General features: G+C 34.7%; 17 protein-coding genes. 8 read left to right on the top strand and 9 right to left on the bottom strand.

Annotated features, from left to right (window positions below; translation table 11 throughout):
• Positions 1-5: 5 nt before the first annotated feature.
• The 3 genes from GQR60_RS19295 to GQR60_RS19285 are packed head-to-tail and all read right to left on the bottom strand — an operon-like array spanning position 6 to position 3116.
• Positions 6-1127, bottom strand: coding sequence for an efflux RND transporter periplasmic adaptor subunit (locus GQR60_RS19295; RefSeq protein ID WP_124994512.1), 1122 nt, complete (start codon positions 1125-1127; stop codon positions 6-8).
• 29 nt (positions 1128-1156) lie between these two features.
• Positions 1157-2503, bottom strand: a complete 1347-nt coding sequence (locus GQR60_RS19290; RefSeq protein ID WP_160463531.1) for a TolC family protein — start codon at positions 2501-2503, stop codon at positions 1157-1159.
• Between the two features lie 4 nt (positions 2504-2507).
• The gene (locus GQR60_RS19285; protein ID WP_124994510.1) at positions 2508-3116 is read right to left on the bottom strand and encodes a TetR/AcrR family transcriptional regulator; all 609 of its coding nucleotides are present in this window, start codon (positions 3114-3116) and stop codon (positions 2508-2510) included.
• Between the two features lie 287 nt (positions 3117-3403).
• Between GQR60_RS19285 and GQR60_RS19280 the strand changes: the two genes are divergently transcribed.
• Positions 3404-4258 (top strand): hypothetical protein, encoded by an 855-nt coding sequence (locus GQR60_RS19280; protein WP_124994509.1) that lies wholly within the window; start codon positions 3404-3406, stop codon positions 4256-4258.
• A gap of 33 nt (positions 4259-4291) precedes the next feature.
• On the opposite strand, the gene GQR60_RS19275 is transcribed toward GQR60_RS19280, so the two are convergent.
• Positions 4292-5950, bottom strand: a complete 1659-nt coding sequence (locus GQR60_RS19275; protein WP_124994508.1) for an AMP-binding protein — start codon at positions 5948-5950, stop codon at positions 4292-4294.
• Between the two features lie 277 nt (positions 5951-6227).
• Between GQR60_RS19275 and asnS the strand changes: the two genes are divergently transcribed.
• The 3 genes from asnS to GQR60_RS19260 all read left to right on the top strand — a co-directional run bounded on the left by asnS (position 6228) and on the right by GQR60_RS19260 (position 10166).
• On the top strand, positions 6228-7673 hold the full coding sequence (asnS, locus tag GQR60_RS19270) for an asparagine--tRNA ligase (protein WP_124994507.1): 1446 nt from the start codon (positions 6228-6230) through the stop codon (positions 7671-7673).
• Between the two features lie 308 nt (positions 7674-7981).
• Positions 7982-9436 carry an RNA polymerase factor sigma-54 gene (gene rpoN / locus GQR60_RS19265; RefSeq protein WP_101311186.1) on the top strand — a complete coding sequence of 485 codons (1455 nt, stop codon included), beginning with the start codon at positions 7982-7984 and terminating at the stop codon, positions 9434-9436.
• A gap of 127 nt (positions 9437-9563) precedes the next feature.
• On the top strand, positions 9564-10166 hold the full coding sequence (locus GQR60_RS19260) for a phosphatase PAP2 family protein (RefSeq protein WP_124994506.1): 603 nt from the start codon (positions 9564-9566) through the stop codon (positions 10164-10166).
• 11 nt (positions 10167-10177) lie between these two features.
• On the opposite strand, the gene GQR60_RS19255 is transcribed toward GQR60_RS19260, so the two are convergent.
• On the bottom strand, positions 10178-10597 hold the full coding sequence (locus tag GQR60_RS19255; protein ID WP_124994505.1) for an SPOR domain-containing protein: 420 nt from the start codon (positions 10595-10597) through the stop codon (positions 10178-10180).
• A gap of 19 nt (positions 10598-10616) precedes the next feature.
• On the bottom strand, positions 10617-11048 hold the full coding sequence (locus tag GQR60_RS19250) for an SPOR domain-containing protein (RefSeq protein ID WP_124994504.1): 432 nt from the start codon (positions 11046-11048) through the stop codon (positions 10617-10619).
• Positions 11049-11298: 250 nt separating this feature from the next.
• Here GQR60_RS19250 and GQR60_RS19245 point away from each other — a divergent pair, with 250 nt between their 5' ends.
• Both GQR60_RS19245 and GQR60_RS19240 read left to right on the top strand, forming a co-directional pair.
• A complete protein-coding gene (locus GQR60_RS19245; protein WP_101311175.1) occupies positions 11299-11673 on the top strand; it encodes a methylglyoxal synthase in 375 nt (124 codons plus the stop codon).
• A 95-nt stretch (positions 11674-11768) separates the two neighbouring features.
• A complete protein-coding gene (locus GQR60_RS19240) occupies positions 11769-14057 on the top strand; it encodes an inorganic phosphate transporter (protein ID WP_124994503.1) in 2289 nt (762 codons plus the stop codon).
• 60 nt (positions 14058-14117) lie between these two features.
• Here the strand turns inward: GQR60_RS19240 and GQR60_RS19235 are convergent, their stop codons facing one another.
• From GQR60_RS19235 to GQR60_RS19225, 3 genes are all read right to left on the bottom strand, one after another.
• Positions 14118-14639 carry a hypothetical protein gene (locus GQR60_RS19235; RefSeq protein WP_124994502.1) on the bottom strand — a complete coding sequence of 174 codons (522 nt, stop codon included), beginning with the start codon at positions 14637-14639 and terminating at the stop codon, positions 14118-14120.
• A 13-nt stretch (positions 14640-14652) separates the two neighbouring features.
• Positions 14653-15333, bottom strand: a complete 681-nt coding sequence (locus GQR60_RS19230; RefSeq protein WP_124994501.1) for an SIR2 family NAD-dependent protein deacylase — start codon at positions 15331-15333, stop codon at positions 14653-14655.
• A gap of 111 nt (positions 15334-15444) precedes the next feature.
• A complete protein-coding gene (locus tag GQR60_RS19225; protein ID WP_124994500.1) occupies positions 15445-16290 on the bottom strand; it encodes a hypothetical protein in 846 nt (281 codons plus the stop codon).
• Positions 16291-16538: 248 nt separating this feature from the next.
• On the opposite strand from GQR60_RS19225, the gene dnaG reads away from it, so the two are divergent.
• Together dnaG and GQR60_RS19215 are read left to right on the top strand one after the other, a co-directional pair.
• Positions 16539-18494 (top strand): DNA primase, encoded by a 1956-nt coding sequence (gene dnaG, locus GQR60_RS19220; RefSeq protein ID WP_124994499.1) that lies wholly within the window; start codon positions 16539-16541, stop codon positions 18492-18494.
• 21 nt (positions 18495-18515) lie between these two features.
• The gene (locus GQR60_RS19215) at positions 18516-19028 is read left to right on the top strand and encodes a pyridoxamine 5'-phosphate oxidase family protein (protein WP_124994498.1); all 513 of its coding nucleotides are present in this window, start codon (positions 18516-18518) and stop codon (positions 19026-19028) included.
• Positions 19029-19592 lie beyond the last annotated feature (564 nt).

The raw sequence follows: 19592 nt of genomic DNA, 5'->3' as shown, positions 1-19592 counted from the left end.
TGAAATTATTTGGTGCTAATCAGCGATCCGTTCACAACTTGAGAAAACCCATCTGTTATAATTTGGTCTCCTAGCGAAAGACCAGAATCAATCATCGAAACATTGTTGTAGGTTTTGGAAACAGTTACATATGTTTTTCTCGCCACAAGGTTTTTTCCCTCCTTTTTAGCTATGTACAGATAGTTTCCTTCAAAATCTTTTTTAATAATAATTGAAGGAACAACCATGGCATCCTGAACTTCATAATCCTTGATTTTCATTACAGAAATCAAATTTGGCTTGATCATGTGTTTTGGATTGTTAAGGTTGATTCGAATTTTGAAACTTCTGTTTGCAGGATCAATTACATTTGATGTGCGGTAGATATTTGCTTTGGTCTGGTAATTAATAGCCGGGAAATCCAATTCTACAGCTTCTCCTGCTTTAATAAAATTTAAGAATGTTTCAGATACATCACCTTCAACATAGACTTTATCAATATTAACCAATTGAGCAAATGGAATAGAAGGTCCTGCTAATTCTCCTTTTTTCTGATGTATTTCATCAACAATACCATTAAAGGGAGCCATGATAATTGCCATATCTTTTTGAGCTTCCAAACCTTCCAGTTTGCGTTCGAATCCTTCTTTATTTGCTTTTGCCTGCAAGTATTCTATTTCAGAACCAATCTTTTGGTTCCATAAACGCTCTTGTCTTTCGAAGATTGTTGTGTTTAGTGCAAGATTGGTTTTTACCTCGTCAATTTGTTGCTGAATTTGAGATGTATTCAATTTCCCTAAAATATCACCTTTGTTCACATGCTGTCCTTCACTTACATCAACAGAAATGATATTTCCGGCAGTTTCCGGAGTTATCGTTATGTTTTTATCGGCTTCCACATTACCGGTTACTTGTATATAATGTTCAAATTTTGATGTCGCTAATTTTTCAACAACCACATTTATCGTTTCTTCTTCGTTACTTGTACTTCGAATTTCATTTTCCAAATCTGCTATTTTGGTTTTCAAAATAGAAAGTTCTGATTTATACTGTTTTAATTGTTCGGATTTGTTCTCATTTTTTTCCGAGTTCTTTGCAGAACAGGCAAAAAGTAATGGAATAATACAGGCTATAAGTAAGTTTTTCATTTTATAATGTTTTTTGTAGGATGTTAGTATTACAATTTACCCAAGGCTTTTTCAAAGGCAATTTTCGAATTTAAAAGCGAGAGCGTTGAATTAATATATGCGGAATGCGAATCCAGGTATTGTTTTTCGTTTTCAGATAATTCTGTACTTGTAGATATTCCTTCCTTAAATTTGATTTGGGTTCTATCGAAAATTCGTTTGGCAATTTTTAAGCCTTCTATATCATTTTCATATTTCTCCTGAGCATTCAACAAGTTGGTAAAAGATAGAGTTACATCCATTTTAAGATTTTGTTGAGTCATCTCCTGTTGATTTTCCAGCTTCATAAAATTGATTTTCTCTTGCTTAATTCTTGAACGCTTTTGGCCTGCCGAAAAAATCGGCATTTTTAATTGAAATCCAAGAACTGATGATTTAAACCAGGGAACATCAGATCTGAATACATTGGTATAATCTGAACTGGTGTTTTTACCATAGTTGTAAAAGGCCGAAATAGTTGGTAAATAAGCCGCTTTTTCATTTTTTATAATCAATTCCTGTGCTTTTAATTGGGTCTCAATAATTCTGAAATCAATATGATCAGACATATTAAAATTTGAAATTACCGGCGATTCTGTTCTAATAGGATCAACCAGTTCTTCCAGGCTATTGGTCAACTCAATTTTTTCATCAATTTCTATCCCTAAGCCAAATTTTAATATAATTAGTGAAGTTTGAATAGCTCTTTTGGCATCTGCTAATTGATTTTTATTTGTATTGAGCATCAGTCGAATTTGATCTACATCCAATTCTTCTCTAAAACCATTTTGGTGATACGCATCAGTTTCGGTTAGGAGTTTCTGATTAATTTCGAGATTTTCCTGAATGGTTTTGTAATTTTCTTCGGCAACCAAAACGGTAAAGTAGGCTTGAGACACAGTATTTTTAATCTCAATTTCTGATTTTTCTTTTTGATTCTGAGAAAGTTGTACAAAAACTTTGGCAGCCATTGTTCCAACAATGTAAGATCCGTCGAAAATTTTCTGACTAACACTAACTGAAGCAGAGCTGGTATATCGCTGACCAAATTTAATTGGAGTATAAGTTCCTGGTGTGCCTCCAAAAAATTCAGAAGGAAGCAAGGAAACTGATAAATTTAGATTATTGTTGTAATCAAGTGCTGCGTCAATTTGAGGCAAACCATCGGCAATCGTTTCCCAAACCTTTTTTCTGGCCACTTGCAAATCATATTCAGTTGATTTTATCGAGTACGAATTTTCCAAAGCGTACTGTTGTGCTTCGGCTAAGGTAAGTTTTAAGTTGGATTCAGTTTGTGCTTTTGCGGGAGTACCGAGTCCAATAAAAATCACCATTAATGCTGGTAGGATGTTTTTCATTGTATTATTTAAATTTATTTTTAAAATATTCAATTCCTTTATTTGTACAAATACCATAAAGATGATAGAGGGTCAGTTCTATGTGCATATCTTTATTAAAAACTTCATTGCTTGAAAACACCTGATATTCGGTTGTGTTAAGATTTAAATAAAAACTAACCAGATTTTTACTTATAAACAGAACATCTAATTCCGGCCGATACAGGCCTTCTTTAATTCCTTTTTGCAGATTGTAAATTATCTCTATTTGGAAATTTTTAATTTTCTCCTCTTTAATTTTCAACCATATTTCAGGGTAGTATTTTTTTAGATCATAGTCTAACGAATCACATTTTTTAAGAATCCTCTCATTAATAAAATTAAAAAATTCAAAATACTGATCGAGTGCGTTTAAATTGATTATTCGATCAGATTTAAAGGAAAACTGAGGGTTTTTGATATCCCATTTACAAGCTTCATTTATTAGTTCATTTTTGTTGGTGAAATAATTATATAATGTTTTTTTAGACATGCCCATTTTTGAAGCAATGTCATCCATGCTTATACTTTTAATACCATATTGGAAAAATAAAGCCCAACTAGTAGTAATGATATTTGTTTTTTGCTCATTCATGCAGCAAATATAAATCAATAAAAAACTCCGGAAACTATCTTTGTGTTAAAAGTTTCCTTTCTTTTATTAACTCTTCTTAACACTAAAGTCATTTTAATTCTATAGGTTTAATATTGCAACAATAAAAATATAGATCTTGTTTTATTTCAGATCAACTTATTAGGTAACTCTTCATATTTTATCGGTAAAAGGATTGAGACAAGGTGTTTTGCAGAAAGGATTCTTTGTATTTGTGAACCAAATAATAAAATGTGAATTTTGTGGTTATTTAAGGAAAGATGATTTGTATGAAGAATTTATTATGGCTTTTTTTGCTACTTGTTGCCGGCAACAGCATGGCTCAAGTTTCCTTGGTTGGAGGAGAACGTATTGATTATTTCAGCAGTTGGACTGAACGGGGAGCTAAGGTGGTTCCCTCGGGTGAAATACATCTAAGTGCATTAGCAGTAAGCAGATATGGGAATTATCCCAAAACGGAAATTAATTCTCAGTTATTACTGTTTCCATTTGCTCCTAATGTTGGAGTAAAACATGAATGGTTCGGGCAAAACACAATTGTTTCAACCCAACACAGCTTTTATTATCCAACGCTTGGTCTTAAATGGGCAAGAAGTAGTGGATTTCAAGATCAAATACCTAAGTCGGCAGTAGTTCCTCATATTTTCACCTTTAGAAATGAATTGATTGTTAGTCATATAATTAATCCCCAGCCTAAAGATTGTTTTATTAAACTTCCCGATTTAGTACTTACAGGAAGGCTTGGTTTTGATTTTTCGTTAACAACAGGAGACTCTCAGTTGCCATTACTGGATTATCATTTTTTATACCACAGAACAGCATCCTGTCATAACAGCCAAAAGCTTTATTTTGCAGGAGTAGAATTGGATGGAAATGTTTACCGGAATTTTAACTTTTCGATCAACGCAGATTATTATTCTATCGATTTTAATGGTGAATGGGCTGCTGAGAGTCAGGGGAAAATTCATTGGCACCGCGACAGTAAATTTTCTGTTTCGGGAGGGTATAAATTATACTACCTGAACACCAATTACGGGTCTCAGTTTTTAGTGATGCCGGTTATGGATTTTGTCTTTAAATTGAATCACACAACCCGCCTTCAGAATGGTTTATTTAAAAAATAGAAATCCATTCTTTAAAGGAATGGATTTCTATTTTTATTCGTGATACAAACTAGTGTACAAATATCTTTTTATATTTCTTTTGGGAGTTTTCTTAAATTCCTCGGGAAATACAATAACCCGTGATATTTTCATATAGGCAGGAAAGCTTTTGTTTAAAATTTGCTTGTCCTTATTAAGAGCTTCTTCAATTTCGTCTTTGCTTAATCCTTCCGCATCACAAGCTTCGTAATCCGGATAGATCAGTGCAATTAACTTGTGATCTTTATCATCAGTAACAATTGATTCCTGAATAAACGGCATATTATTTAAGCATGCTTCAATTTCTTCCGGATAAATATTCTGTCCGGATGGACCAAGCAGCATATTCTTACATCTGCCTTTGATGTATATGTTATCGTCTTTATCAATGATTCCAAGATCACCTGTTCCCAACCAACCGTCTTTATCAAGGGCTTCTTTTGTAGCTTCAGGATTTTTGTAGTAGCCCTTCATTACATTGGAGCCCTTCACCTGAATTTCACCTACAATATTAAACGGGTCGTCAGATTTGATTCTAACCTGCATGCGATCAACTACTTTACCACAGGAATGTGCACGAAATTTACTGTTTGAACTATAACTAATTAATGGACCACACTCCGTCATTCCGTAACCAACAGAAAATGGAAATTCTATTTTTAGAAGAAAATCTTCCACTTCTTTGCTTAAGGCCGCGCCTCCAATAATCACTTCGATAAATTTCCCGCCAAAGGTTTCAGTGAGTGAATTTCGAATCTTTTTGTAAATTTTCTTTTCCAGTAATGGGATCTTCAGCATTAGTTTCACTCTTCTGCTTTCCAATACAGGCAATATTCTTTTTTTATAGATTTTCTCCATTATAAGAGGAACCAAACAGATTAACCGAGGTTGTACTTCCTGAAAGGCCTTGGTTATTATTTGAGGAGTTGGCACTCTCGAGAGAAATATAACATGACAGCCACAACAGAATTCGGTGAGGAATTCGAACATACAGCCGAATACATGTGCCAATGGCAAAAATGAAACGATCTTGTCCTGAGGACGAAAATCCATATAATCGAAGCCAATTTGTATATTCGAATACAGTGACTCATAGGCCAGCATTACCCCTTTCGAAAATCCGGATGTACCTGATGTATACGATAGAACTGCAATATCTTCATCTTTAGGATTGGCGTAATCCAGTTTGTTTTTATCTACCTTATTTTTTAGTGATTCTGCATTGGCTTTTTCAACTGCTTTTTTCAATTTGTCGCACGATGAACAAAAAACGTTATAATCCTCCAATGAAATAATACCTTTCAGTTTTTCAATTTTTGAATCATCAATTTTATTGAAAATATTTTCGGTTGTAAAAAGTAATGTAGATTCGGAATGATTAACGATGTGATGAATATCGCTGGAATTAAAATCAGGAAGAATGGGTACAATTACAGCTCCATAAGTTATGGTTCCCAAATAAGTAACAGCCCAATTGTTTAAATTACGACCAATAACTGCAATTTTGTCTCCTTTTTTTATTCCTAACTCTTTAAAAAGAAGATGCATCCAATGTATTCTTTGAGCAACTTCCTGATAAGTTAAGGTGTCTTTTTGGTAATTGGTAAATGCTGGTTGCTCCCAGTTTTTATGTATGGTTTTTCGAATCTTTTCGATTAACTTATTCTCAATCATATACTTACTGATTATTTGAAGGCCTTAAAGATACTAATCTTGACAAAAAATCATAATCATACTTGTATTAAATTCCTTTGTGATATAAATAAGTATCATTAAATCAATCGTTTGCACTACTGCTTTAATGTTGAAAAAAAAAGGTATTTCAGTTTATTAAGAGAATAAATATCGAGTTTGTCTTACGATTTTGGCTGATTATTTACTTAATAAGACCATAATTGAATCCAATTTTATATTTTTGTAAACTTATTATCTCATTAACCAGTAATATAAAATGGAACAGAAAAGAATTAAGATCAAAAAGCTGTTGATTTCAAATGAAGTTGGCAGTGAAGTAAATGTGAAAGGTTGGGTTAGAACCAAGCGTGGAAACAAGCAAATTAATTTTATCGCTTTAAATGATGGTTCTACTATTAATAATCTTCAGATCGTTGTTGATGTTCCAAATTTTAATGAGGATTTATTAAAGAAAATTTCTACAGGTGCAGCGATTTCTGTTGTTGGAGAGGTTATCGCATCGCAGGGAAGCGGACAAAGTGTTGAGATTTCTGCTACAAAAATTGAGGTTTTAGGTGTTGCCGATCCCGAAAAATACCCACTTCAACCAAAGAAACATTCTTTGGAATTTTTGAGAGAAAAAGCGCATTTACGTTTTCGTACCAGTACATTTAGTGCGGTTTTCCGTATTCGCCATGCAATGGCTTTTGCGGTACACGAATTCTTTAATAAAAAAGGTTTTTTCTATATGCATACGCCGCTTATTACAGGTTCGGATGCTGAAGGTGCCGGTGAAATGTTTAGAGTAAGTACTTTGGATGCTAAAAATCCACCTTTAAACGAAGATGGAAGCATTAATTATAAGGAAGATTTTTTCGGAAAGGAAACAAATCTTACAGTTTCCGGTCAGTTGGAAGGTGAATTGGGAGCAATGTCTTTGGGAGAAATTTATACTTTTGGTCCTACATTCCGGGCTGAAAATTCAAATACAACCCGTCATCTGGCAGAGTTCTGGATGATAGAACCTGAAATGGCTTTCTATGATATCACCGATAACATGGATTTGGCCGAAGAGTTTTTAAAGTATATGATTAAATATGCTTTGGATAACTGTATGGAAGATCTTGAATTTTTGAGTAAGAGATTAAAAGAAGAGGAAAAAGGGAAGAAAGCTGATGAACAATCAATGGAATTGATTGAGAAATTGAAATTTGTTTTGGAGAACGACTTTGTTCGTTTAACTTATACGGAGGCAATTGATATTCTTCGTAACTCTCAGCCCAATAAAAAGAAGAAATTTCAATATTTGATTGATGGTTGGGGAGCTGATCTGCAGTCAGAGCATGAGAGATATCTGGTAGAGAAGAAATTCATGAAACCGGTTATCTTGATTGATTATCCAAAGGAGATTAAATCTTTCTATATGAAACAAAATGAGGATGGAAAAACTGTAGCTGCTATGGATATTCTATTCCCGGGAATTGGTGAGATTATTGGAGGATCGCAGCGTGAGGAAGATTTGGATAAATTGGTGACCCGTATGAAAGAAATGGGTATACCTGCTGAAGATATGGATTGGTATTTAGATACCAGAAGATTTGGAACAGCTACTCATAGCGGCTTTGGGTTAGGATTTGAAAGAATGATGTTGTTTGTTACCGGAATGGGTAATATCCGCGACGTAATTCCTTTCCCAAGAACACCAAAAAATGCTGAGTTTTAAGAGGGTAAAAACCAAATGATATTGAAAACCGTATTGCATATGTAGTACGGTTTTTTTGTGCTCTAAATTATGAATGTTGAAATTGAAATTTGGAGTTTTATCCTGATAAGCCAAAGCCTGACAGAATTATTTATAAAAAAAACGATAAACTAAGCTACTTATTTTGAGCTTTTTGAGCATGCCTGTTGTGCTTAAGATTTTGATACTTACCACTTATGGCTTGAAAATTGTACTTGAGTGATGATCTTCTTGTAAGTTCACAAGAGAATATGTACCTTGCTTCATTCAAAAAAAAGAACGGAATCAGTATGCTAAAGCAAAGTTTACAGCAAAAGTTATTACAGAAATTATCGCCTCAGCAAATTCAGGTGATAAAATTGTTGGAGCTTCCAACTTTGCAGCTTGAAGAGCGAATTAAAAAGGAGTTGGAAGAGAATCCTGTTCTGGAAGAAGGAAATAATGAAGAGGATTATCAAGATGATAATCAATCTGATGAAGCTCCCGAGAAAGATAAGGATCAGGAAGAATTTTCTTTGGAAGATTATATGAATGATGAAGATACTCCATCTTATAAACTTTCTGCACAAAATTATTCGCAGGATGACAAGCACGAAGAAATCCCTTTTTCGGGAGGAACAACTTTTCATGAATTGCTGATATCACAATTGGGATTGCGCATTCTTACTCCTGAAAAATATGCTTTAACGGAATATCTGATTGGAAATATTGATGAAGACGGATACCTGCGAAGAGAGATTGAAAGTATTGTGGATGATTTGGCTTTTTCGATGGGTGTTGAAACTTCTTATGAAGAATTAGTGGAATTGTTACGGGTAATCCAGGATTTTGATCCGGCAGGAGTTGGTGCACGCGACTTACAGGAGTGCTTGCTTCTTCAGATTGAACGCAAAGGGAAATTTAATCCAGATGTAAAATTAGCTAAGCTGATTCTGAAAAAGAATTTTGAAGAGTTTACCAAAAAGCACTACGATAAAATTCAGAAGAGAGTTGGCGCAAGCGATGAAGATTTTAAATGTGCTGTTGACGAAATTTTAAAGTTAAATCCAAAGCCGGGAAGCACATTTAATAACCCATTAGATAAAGCATCGCCTACTATTATTCCCGATTTTATATTGGAAGAGGAAGATGGCGATTTGTTATTGAGCCTGAATTCACGAAATGTTCCCGAACTGCACATTAGCAGAGCTTATTCCGAGATGCTAGAGGATTATTCCGGCAATAAGAAAAATCAGTCACGAGAGAATAAAGACGCCGTTATGTTTGTGAAGCAAAAGCTCGATTCTGCAAAATGGTTTATTGATGCAATTAAACAAAGACAAAATACATTGTTGATAAGCATGAACGCGATTATTGATTTTCAGCGGGAATATTTTCTGGAAGGTGATGAACGTAAACTCAGACCAATGATTTTGAAAGATATTGCTGAAATAACAGGGCTGGATATTTCAACCATATCACGGGTATCAAATTCGAAATACATACAAACTCATTTTGGTATTTTTTCCTTAAAGTATTTCTTCTCAGAAGGTTTGCAAACCGATTCGGGAGAAGAGGTGTCGACTCGTGAAATAAAGAAAATATTGCAGGAGTGCATTGATAATGAGGACAAGAAGAAGCCATTAACTGATGATAAGTTAGCGGTTATTTTAAAGGAAAAATCGTATCTGATAGCCAGGCGCACTGTAGCTAAATACAGAGAACAATTAAATATTCCTGTGGCCAGATTGAGAAAAGAATTATAAATTTTGTTAAAGAATAAACGAGTTGGTGCAAAGACAATTATCTTTGCACCTTTGTTTTGTTAAAGGGCTTGGATAAATGATGTAATCTTTTTTCACATTTTCTATTCTGCATTTTAAATCTACTATTATGAATTTCGCTCGAATAATATCAGGAGTGGCACACCCAATGTTAATGCCATTAATTTCTGTTTTTGTAATATTTCATTCAGGAACTTATCTTGACTTTGCGCCCCATCAATTGGTACGTGTAATTTATATGATTGTAGTAATTTCAACGGTATTACTTCCCTTAAGTATTTTGCCTTTACTGAAGAATCAGAATATCATTTCAGATATTGGTTTGGAAAAACGTCAGGAAAGGCTCATTCCCTTAGTATTAACACTACTATTTTACTTTTTAGGCTATTACATGTTGCTTAAATTTCCAATCACAAGGATTGTTGCTAATTTACAACTGGCCGCTATTATTTCTATCGTCATAGTTACTCTTATCTCACTAAAGTGGAAAATTAGTTTGCATATGGCAGGTATTGGGGGCTTTTTAGGAATGGTAATTGCATTTACCATACTTTATTCCAGTTCTCTAAAACTTGTATTTATGGTGGGGATTATTTTTGCAGGATTAATTGCGTATTCCCGGTTAAAATTAAACCTGCATACTCCATCTCAGGTTTACGCAGGTTTTATAGTTGGTTTAGTAACAATCTGTTCTTGTATGCTGTTAATATAAAATTCTATTATTTATTGGTGCAACAACCACAAATCCGGTGTTTTATTCAACTTCCGTAATCGAATCAGTTCTTTTACTGCAGTTTCTTTTTTATTAAATGATTGCATTACAACACGGAACTTGCCGTTTTGTTCCATTACAATACTTGGATATCCTTTTTGGTACAATTTACCTTTAAAATTTTCAGCCTGACTTAAATTATTGTAGCTGGCGGCTACAATGTGATAATCAAAAGAATTCCTGTTTTCAGCAATTTGCTCACTTGTAAATTTTGGATCTGGCTTGTTTGGTTCAGGTGTTAGTTCGGGAACCAATCGTTTTGCTGTCTGTTCTACAACCTTACCTTTTTCAATCGGAGTTATTGTTTTTTTATCTTTACATCCGGAAAAAAGAAGAAATACAAGAATTAAAAAGAAGTTAAATTTTACCATTTCGATTTCAAGTTTCAAATCATCGTTTAATATAAAGCCAGTTTTCTTTATGCTCTTCAGATGCTCTAGCCGATTTTAGTTCCTGAAAAGCAAGAGTGCGATCTGAAAAAGCTTTGTAAGAAACCCGGTGAAAACCATTTGCAGCTTCAAAAATTTCAGAATTATAACCATCCTTGGTTAATTTTTGCTGCAAACGTTCTGCATTTTTTATATTTTGAAAACTAGCTAAAATTAAAAAATATTTGTTCGGAACCTGTTCAACTACAGGTTTAAGTTTCTTTTTAGCTACTACGGGTTCTGCCTTGGGTTCAGTTTTTGATGATTCTTTTTTTGCCTTCACCTTTTCAGCAACTTCTTTTTTTACGGGAGTCTTTTTTTCATCCTTGCAGGCCGAGACACCAATTGAAAGAATGAGTGAAGCAATAAATACGGTTTTAATATATTTTTTCATAAGTGTAGGATTAATATTATAGTAACAAATTTACAATTTTATTAATGATTTCAATAATACTTCGTTTATTTGTTATTTCATTAGTGTCAGATCAACTTATTCGAATCGGGCTTTGGTTTCTGTCATTTCATAAAAACACGAATATTTTGCCAAAACACGAATATAAGTATGAATTTTTGATTAAAAAAAGGATTCTTAAGTCATGCTTCGTGAAATATATTAAATTACAAAACAATTAAAAAATAAATGTATGAAGACAATCGCGTTGGTTGCTCACAATGAAAAGAAGAGTGTGATGCTTGCCTGGGTAAAAAGACATAAGGATGAGCTTAAAAAGCATAAATTAATAGGGACTACAAATACATCTGAATTATTGAATTCAGTTTTGGATCTTGAGGTTAAAGGCTTTGGTCATGGTCCTAATGGTGGAGATATTCTTTTAGCTGCTCAGATATTGGAAGGCAAGGTAGATGAAGTAATTTTCTTAATTGATGCCGAAACACCGCACGGACATGAGCATGATATTCAAACTTTAATAAGAACATGCGTAATAAATAATGTGCCAATGGCCTTAAATGTGGCTACTGCAGATTATTTGGTAAAACTTAATCAATCAGAGGCATAAAAGTGTTAACGTTAAATTAACACAAAGATAATGTTTGAGAAATATTAGCGTCTCCATGTGTTTGTATGTTTGCGGGGAATTTACGAACTTATAACATGGAGAACTTTTACTTAATTATTGTAGTAGTGCTTTTTGCACTGGCTATTTCTGACCTTATTGTTGGGGTTAGTAATGATGCCGTTAATTTCTTAAACTCTGCATTTGGCTCCAAGGCAGCCCCGCGTTGGGCGATTTTAGCGATTGCCAGTCTTGGAGTTTTGGTTGGAGCCACTTTTTCCAGTGGAATGATGGAAGTTGCCCGTAAAGGGATATTTCATCCCGACCAATTCTACTTTGCAGAAATCATGATCATCTTTATTGCGGTAATGCTAACGGATATTATTCTGTTGGATTTTTACAATACCGTAGGTTTACCAACGTCGACAACCGTGTCGATTGTATTCGAATTACTGGGTGCCGCTGTGGCTGTGGCCGTTGTAAAGATCATGAACTCTTCTGATCAGACAATACTTGACTTAGGAAGTTACATTAATTCGGCAAAAGCACTGGCGATTATTACAGGTATCCTGTTAAGTGTGGTCATAGCCTTTTTCTCAGGGGCTCTTGTGCAGTATGTTAGCCGTTTGATTTTCACTTATAAATTTGAAAAAACATTTAAGTATTTCGGAGCACTTTTTGGTGGGTTTGCAATTACTGCAATTACCTATTTCATTTTAATAAAAGGAGCCAAGGGATCTTCTTTTATAACGAAAGAAACTCTTAGCTGGATAAAAGAAAACACACTAACAATCATTTTTGTTTGTTTTGTAGGTTGGACAGTAGTTCTGCAGGCTTTGGTGTGGTTTGTCCGTTTAAACATCCTGAAAGTAATTGTTTTGGTCGGAACCTTTGCTTTGGCAATGGCTTTTGCGGGTAACGATTTGGTAAACTTTATTGGTGTTCCGTTGGCGGGTTTCAAATCGTTTCAGGCATTTATCGCAAATCCAGGTACAGATGCTTACGGAATGACAATGGAAATTCTAAACGATAAGGTGAAAACAGAAACTTATCTGTTGATTATTGCCGGTTTAATAATGACAATTACTCTTTGGTTTTCTAAAAAAGCCAGAACAGTTACCGAAACAGAAATAGGATTGAGTAATCAGAATGAAGGCGAGGAAAAATTTGGATCGTCTTTTTTTGCCCGTCTTTTGGTTCGACGTTCTTTGTCTGCAAATAGTAGTTTAAAAAGTATATTACCTGTTAAGTTTCAGGAGGGGATTCAAAAACGATTTGCCAAGCCTTCAGCTCCGGCAGGTATCGATAAAAAGGATGTACCTGCTTTTGATATGATTCGTGCTTCGGTAAACCTTACTGTTGCAAGTATCTTAATCTCTATAGGTACATCTCTAAAATTACCTTTGTCTACAACCTATGTTACATTTATGGTTGCAATGGGTTCTTCACTTTCCGATAGAGCATGGGACAGAGATTCTGCAGTTTACCGAATTACTGGAGTACTTACCGTAATAGGAGGTTGGTTTTTTACAGCATTTTTTGCTTTTACCGCAGCTTTTATTTTCGCAAGTTTAATTAATTGGCTTGGTGGATACGCGATCATTGGCTTATTAGTTGTAGCTGTTGCATTTGTTGTGCGGTCACATGTATTCCATAAACGCAAATCGAAGGGGCAAGACTCAGCCGAAGAAATTGACGAAGAAGATGCTTCTATTATTAGTAAAGGAGAGATTCTTGAACAGCTTACTCATGCAGTGTCGGTTGTAACCACTAAGATTCCTAAGGTTTATGCTAAAATTGTTAACGGTTTGGCTTTTGAAGAACGTGGTACTCTTAAAGAATCTCTAAAAAAAGTAAGGAAGCTCGACAAGGAAGCTAAATCACTGAAAGATCAGGTTCCTTTTGTTGTTCAGAAACTTTCTGAGGACAGTATAACAACAGGTCCATTTTACGTTCAATTGCTTGATTACTTAAGAGAAATTGCTCACTCGATTAATTTTATTGCTGAACCTGCTTTCGATTATGTGGACAACAATCATAAATCATTGGTTCCTGAACAAATCAATGAGTTAAATATAATTCAAACAAAGCTTGAGGATTTCTTCAAAACCATAAACCGTTTGTTAAATGACAATGATTATGATTTAAATCAAATCGAAAAAGCTTTTGGAAAGCAAAAAGATTTACTGTCATCTTTAAGTAAGTTTAGAAAAGAGCAAATTAGAAGAATTAAGGCTGAGAAAGTTGGAACCAGAAATTCGGTTCTTTATTTGGGAATTATTAATGAAACCAAAAACCTTGTGCTTTATTCCGGAAATCTTTTGAAAGCATCCCGCGATTTTACAACGACAAATGGCGTGATCGATCTAACAAATGACGATTTGTAATTAGACTATTGTTCAAATAATATAGAAAGGGTTATCCGATTTTTTTGGATACCCTTTTGCTTATTTTATTTTTCGCTCGAGAATGCCTTCCACATCAAAATATTTTTCAAATTCTTTCGTATGTGTTTCAATATACTCTTTAAAGCTTTTCGAGTTGGGAAATACCTTGTTAAACTGATCTTTTGATAAAAAGAAGACTTTGTAGCGATTCCCGGCAATTGGCTTGTAACGATAAATCATAAAACCCTTATCGCTGTCTGCACCAACAAATTGCATATTAAAATAAACATTCTCGTTTACTTCCGACGAAAACATTCTAATGTTGATAATCGATTCAATATTCTTCGTTGAGTCTGCAATTTCTTTTAATTGAACAAGGTACTCTGTATCATTAAAAGGAATCACTTCGATATAACCTGATGCTTCTTCTTTTTTATTCTCGGAACTAAGAATCCATTCTCCCAATAAACTTTTTTCGATTACAGAATTACCCGAAGGCGATATTGGTACTTTCGATTCATAATGATTACAAGAAGTCAAAACTAATATTCCCAATAGTAGTAACAGCACTTGTTTTTTCATAACTCAATGGTATTTAATGAAGAAGTTCGAACAGTTTTTCCATTCCAACACTCGCCTTTTCTCTAATATAAGTAATATTTCTGTTTGATTGCATTAATGGCTGATTAGGATCGATAACATAAACAGGTGTTTTATTTGGAATATAGTCGATTAAACCTGCTGCCGGATACACATTTAATGACGTTCCAACAATCACAAAAACATCCGCTTTACTAACAATAGCCACCGCTTCGCTAATTGCCGGAACACTTTCGCCAAACCATACAATATGAGGCCTCAATGGTGAACCTTTTTCACAAGTGTCGTTTAAAGTTAGTTCCCAATGATCCAGATCATAAATTAATTCAGGATCAGCTGTACTTCTAGCCTTCTTTAACTCACCGTGAAGATGTAATACATTTGAACTTCCAGCCCGTTCATGCAAATCATCAACATTCTGAGTAACAATTTCAACCTCATAATGTTTTTCAAGTTCCGCAATAAGCAAATGTCCCTTATTGGGAAAACAATTAAATAACTGTTTACGGCGCTCGTTGTAAAATTGATGCACTAAATGCGGATTTTTTTTCCAGGCATGCGGACTGGCAACTTCCATTACATCGTATTGGTTCCAAAGACCACCCATGTCACGAAATGTTTGGATACCACTTTCAGCACTCATGCCGGCACCACTTAACACAACCAATTTTTTCATACAATAAATGGATCTTTTCGACTCAATTTAGTCATAAAATAAGGTCGTTCAAAATTTATCAATTCGGGCAATTATCTCTTTAAACAAATTAAAGCAAGTATGAGCATATATTTATTTTGCTAACTTTTTAAAATCACTCCCCAAAAATCTGTCGGTTTGCTTGCCTTTTACCATATGGTAATCGAAATAATAAAACTTTGAGTCGCCGGCACCAATAAGTATTTTAAAACATCTGGCCTTATTTTTTGTTTTTTCGGGGCCAACTTTATGCAAAAAGAGAATATCGTTGTTCTTATTTCGAATGGCTTCCTCAATTTCATTGGCTTCTACCAATTTCACTTTGCCAGGATATATTTTTCGTATTTTAGCTGCGGAATTAACGTCATCATCCATTTCATTCTTTAGCAAATAGAGAGTTTTGTCTTTAGTTTCGGAACTGTTTTTATTGTAGTATTTCAGTATGTTTTCAGATATAATGTCAGGATTTTTAGTTACCAGCGCAATATGATTTTGCATAAACAGAACCAAAGAGGTGAGTTTATAAATGTAACTTTCTTCATCAACCCGCACATACGATAATGGGATTGAACACAGGTCAGGCATATCACCAATAACATTTGCCTGTCCACCCAAAAGCAGACTTAAAAAATTGTATTTGGCATTGGTTTTGTCTTTATTAAAAGTAACAATACTTGTTACTAAAAATGAATACTTAGGATTGAATCGTTGTTTTTCGAATTCTGCGTTCGAAATAAATTCATACTGGGTAATGGTCCAGTTTTGTTTAACTGCTTCTTTTATCTTGTCATTAAAATCGGAAAACAGATTATCTTCCAAAACCACAAGTGTTTTTGTGTTGTGAAATCTATTGTAGTCAGATGCGCTTGGTAAGTGTTCTTGTGAGAATAACTGGATTCCTGCCAGACAAATTGCGATTGTTATAATGATTCTATTCATGGTTTTACATCTTGATAATGTGTTGACTTGCTTGTTTTTTTATGGTTTTAATACAATTCAAGTATTGAATTTAATCAAATAAATTATGTCCATCAAAATGTAGAACGAATTGTTGTTGGTATTATTTTCGATTCCGGAAGAATTTTCAAGAGAATGATTACATGGTTTTGTGATTGGGTTTAATTTAGAATTTCTAAAATCTGCCGATCTTTCCATTTTTATCAATCTTGTTTCCTATTTTTGTTGCTATGATTGATCAGTCAACAGTTGCACGAATTTTCGACTCTGCCGAAATTACCGAAGTAGTTTCCGATTTCGTGACTCTAAAAAAAAGAGGCGTTAATTTCCTGGGATTGTGTCCTTTTCATAACGAAAAGTCGCCATCCTTTACCGTTTCTCCTGCCAAAGGCATTTACAAGTGTTTTGGTTGTGGAAAAGGTGGAAATTCCGTGAACTTTATTATGGAACATGAGCATCTCGATTATGTAGGTGCATTAAAATATCTGGCGAAAAAATATCACATCGAGGTTGTTGAAAAAGAGCTTTCGCCCGAACAGGAAAGACAAAAGAATGATCGGGAGAGTATGATGATTGTGAATTCTTTTGCTCAAAAATCATTTACCCAGAATTTGTATGAGCATGCTCAAGGCATGGCCATAGGAATGGGATACATGCGGGAACGCGGGTTTCGAGATGATATTATTAAGAAGTTTCAGGTAGGTTATTGTTTAGAGGCTTGGGATGCTTTTTCGAATCATGCTCTTGATTGTGGTTATAAAAAGGAATATCTGGTGAAAACCGGATTAAGCATCGAAAAAGAAAACCGATTGCTCGACCGCTTTCGCGGAAGAGTTATTTTTCCGATTCACGGAATTGCAGGCCGGGTTCAGGCATTTGGTGGTAGAATACTTAAAAATGATGCCAAAGCAGCCAAATATTTAAATTCCCCCGAATCAGAAGTATATCACAAAAGCCGGATTTTGTATGGTATTTTTCAAGCCAAGAAATCCATTGTGCAAAACGAAAAGTGTTTTTTAGTTGAAGGGTACACTGATGTACTTTCATTCCATCAGGCAGGAATCGAGAATGTTGTTGCTTCATCCGGAACGGCTCTTACTGCTGACCAAATACGTCTGATTAAAAGATTTACCAATAACATTACCATTATATACGATGGCGATGCTGCAGGTATTAAAGCTTCACTTCGGGGAATCGATTTGGTATTGGAACAGGAAGTGAACGTAAAAGTTCTATTATTGCCTCAAGGCGAAGATCCTGATTCATTTTCCAGAACTATGGGGGCAAGTGAATTAATGGAATACATCGAGAAGAATGAGAGTGATTTTATCGTTTTTAAAACCAATCTGCTTTTAAAAGATGCAAAAGATGATCCGGTAAAAAGAGCCAATCTCATTATTGATATTGTGCGTTCCATAGCCATAATTCCCGACGGTATTGTTCGGGCAGTTTATGTGCGTGAGTGCAGTAATATCCTAAATGTAGATGAAAGAGTATTGTATACCGAAATCAATAAAATAATTCATAGAGTAAAAGAAGATAGCTGGAAGAATGAACAAAGATCCAATTTACCGGAAGATCAGACTACAGATAAGTTGTCGGAGAATTCTGCATTTCTGCGTTCAGCAAATGAATGCGATTTGGAGGAGCGGGCATTGGTTCGAATATTGCTCAATTTTGGAAGTGAAATTCTCTATAGTCAGAAAGATGAAGCAGGAAATGAAGAGCAGTTGCTGGTTGGACAGTATATTATTACAGAGCTCTCCAATGATGAACTGGAATCAGTCAATCCATTGTATCAATTGGTATTCGATCAGTACGGTGAAAATATGGAAAAGGAAGCTTTCAATACAAAAACCTTCTTTCGCGATCTTCCCAACGAAAAAGTAAATCAGTTAGCTGCCGATATTCTTAGTGAACCCCATCAATTAAGTGGTTTGTGGACGCGTAATGAAAGCGTTGTTGAATCAGAGGAAATGAAACTGAAAGAGATCGTTCCTAAATTGGTGAATGAATACAAAGGGAAAAAAGTTCGTTTGTTAATGAAGGAAGTCATGCAGGAAATGCAGAAAGCTCAGGATACCGGTAATGCAGATCGAATGATGGAACTGATGAAGCAAAAAATGGTGCTCGATCAAATTAAAAATGCGATTTCAAAAGAACTGGGAAATCGAACCATATCATAGAATCTAATAAAACACATATATATGAAGACCATATTTATTGAATCCAAAGAGCAAATCGACGAAATTATCAACTCATGCGATACCTGCTTTTTGGGAGTAGTCGATCCGGAAAACAAACCATATGTTATTCCTATGAACTTTGGCTTTCACGATAATTACATTTATTTACACGGAGCAGGTTTTGGAAAACTAATAGATTGTTTAAAATTGAACCCGGAAGCATGTGTTACTTTTTGCACACCTCCAGTTTTGGCTTATCAGGATGTTCACATGGCATGCAGTTACCGCATGAAAGGAAAAAGTGTTGTGGCACGTGGTCCTATCGAGTTCATTATCGATTTGGATCAAAAAGTTGATGCGCTGAACATTACCATGGCTAATTATACAGATCACAAATTTACCTACAACACGCCAGCCGTTCGTAATGTAGAAGTATACCGTATGAAAATTGACGAAATTACCGCTAAGGAATTTGGTGCGCCGCATGGCAACAATTTCCCCTGGCAAATGAAAAGAGACAATAAAGAATCTTAAAAAGACCTATAATACAGCAAGCCTTCTCATCTCGGGAAGGTTTTTTTTAGTTTAGGGCGTTTCCCTCATAAATTCGGGTCAGGCTTTCCGTTCCTACTCCTCGCTTTACTCTTCTCTTATAGCAGCAAGTAAATTAATCAACCTGCCTCTTCCAATTTCTCAAATGATTTTATGCATCGCTGTGGGGTATCCACTTCAATCCTTAACGCAGCATATTTCATGTTTTGTTGTTTTTAATTATCCTTCACACTTCTTAGTACGGCTTTACAAATACCACCCATATCTTTATTTCGAAGATTAAAGTAGTTTTATTCCCAGAAGAAGAAAATGTTTGTTTTACTCAGCACCATCAGGAATCATTGGTTAATTTACTTTTTATAAAAAATAATTATTCATGTTATCAGTTAGTTAAGTTAATGTTTGGAAAAACTTTATGGAATGGTTTGGAATTGGGAAAAATAATGGTTTATCTTTGCACCGCTTTCAACGGAAAGTGGGCAGGATTTTGGGTGATTTGGGGAGTAATTTTTTTATCACCGGAACGGGCTTTATTTTTTTGAAATT

The sequence above is a fragment of the Labilibaculum euxinicum genome (assembly GCF_009795715.1).
GTDB classification, from domain to species: domain Bacteria; phylum Bacteroidota; class Bacteroidia; order Bacteroidales; family Marinifilaceae; genus Labilibaculum; species Labilibaculum euxinus.
Note: the sequence above shows the minus strand (reverse complement) of the source record. Positions and strands in the feature narration are given on the sequence as shown.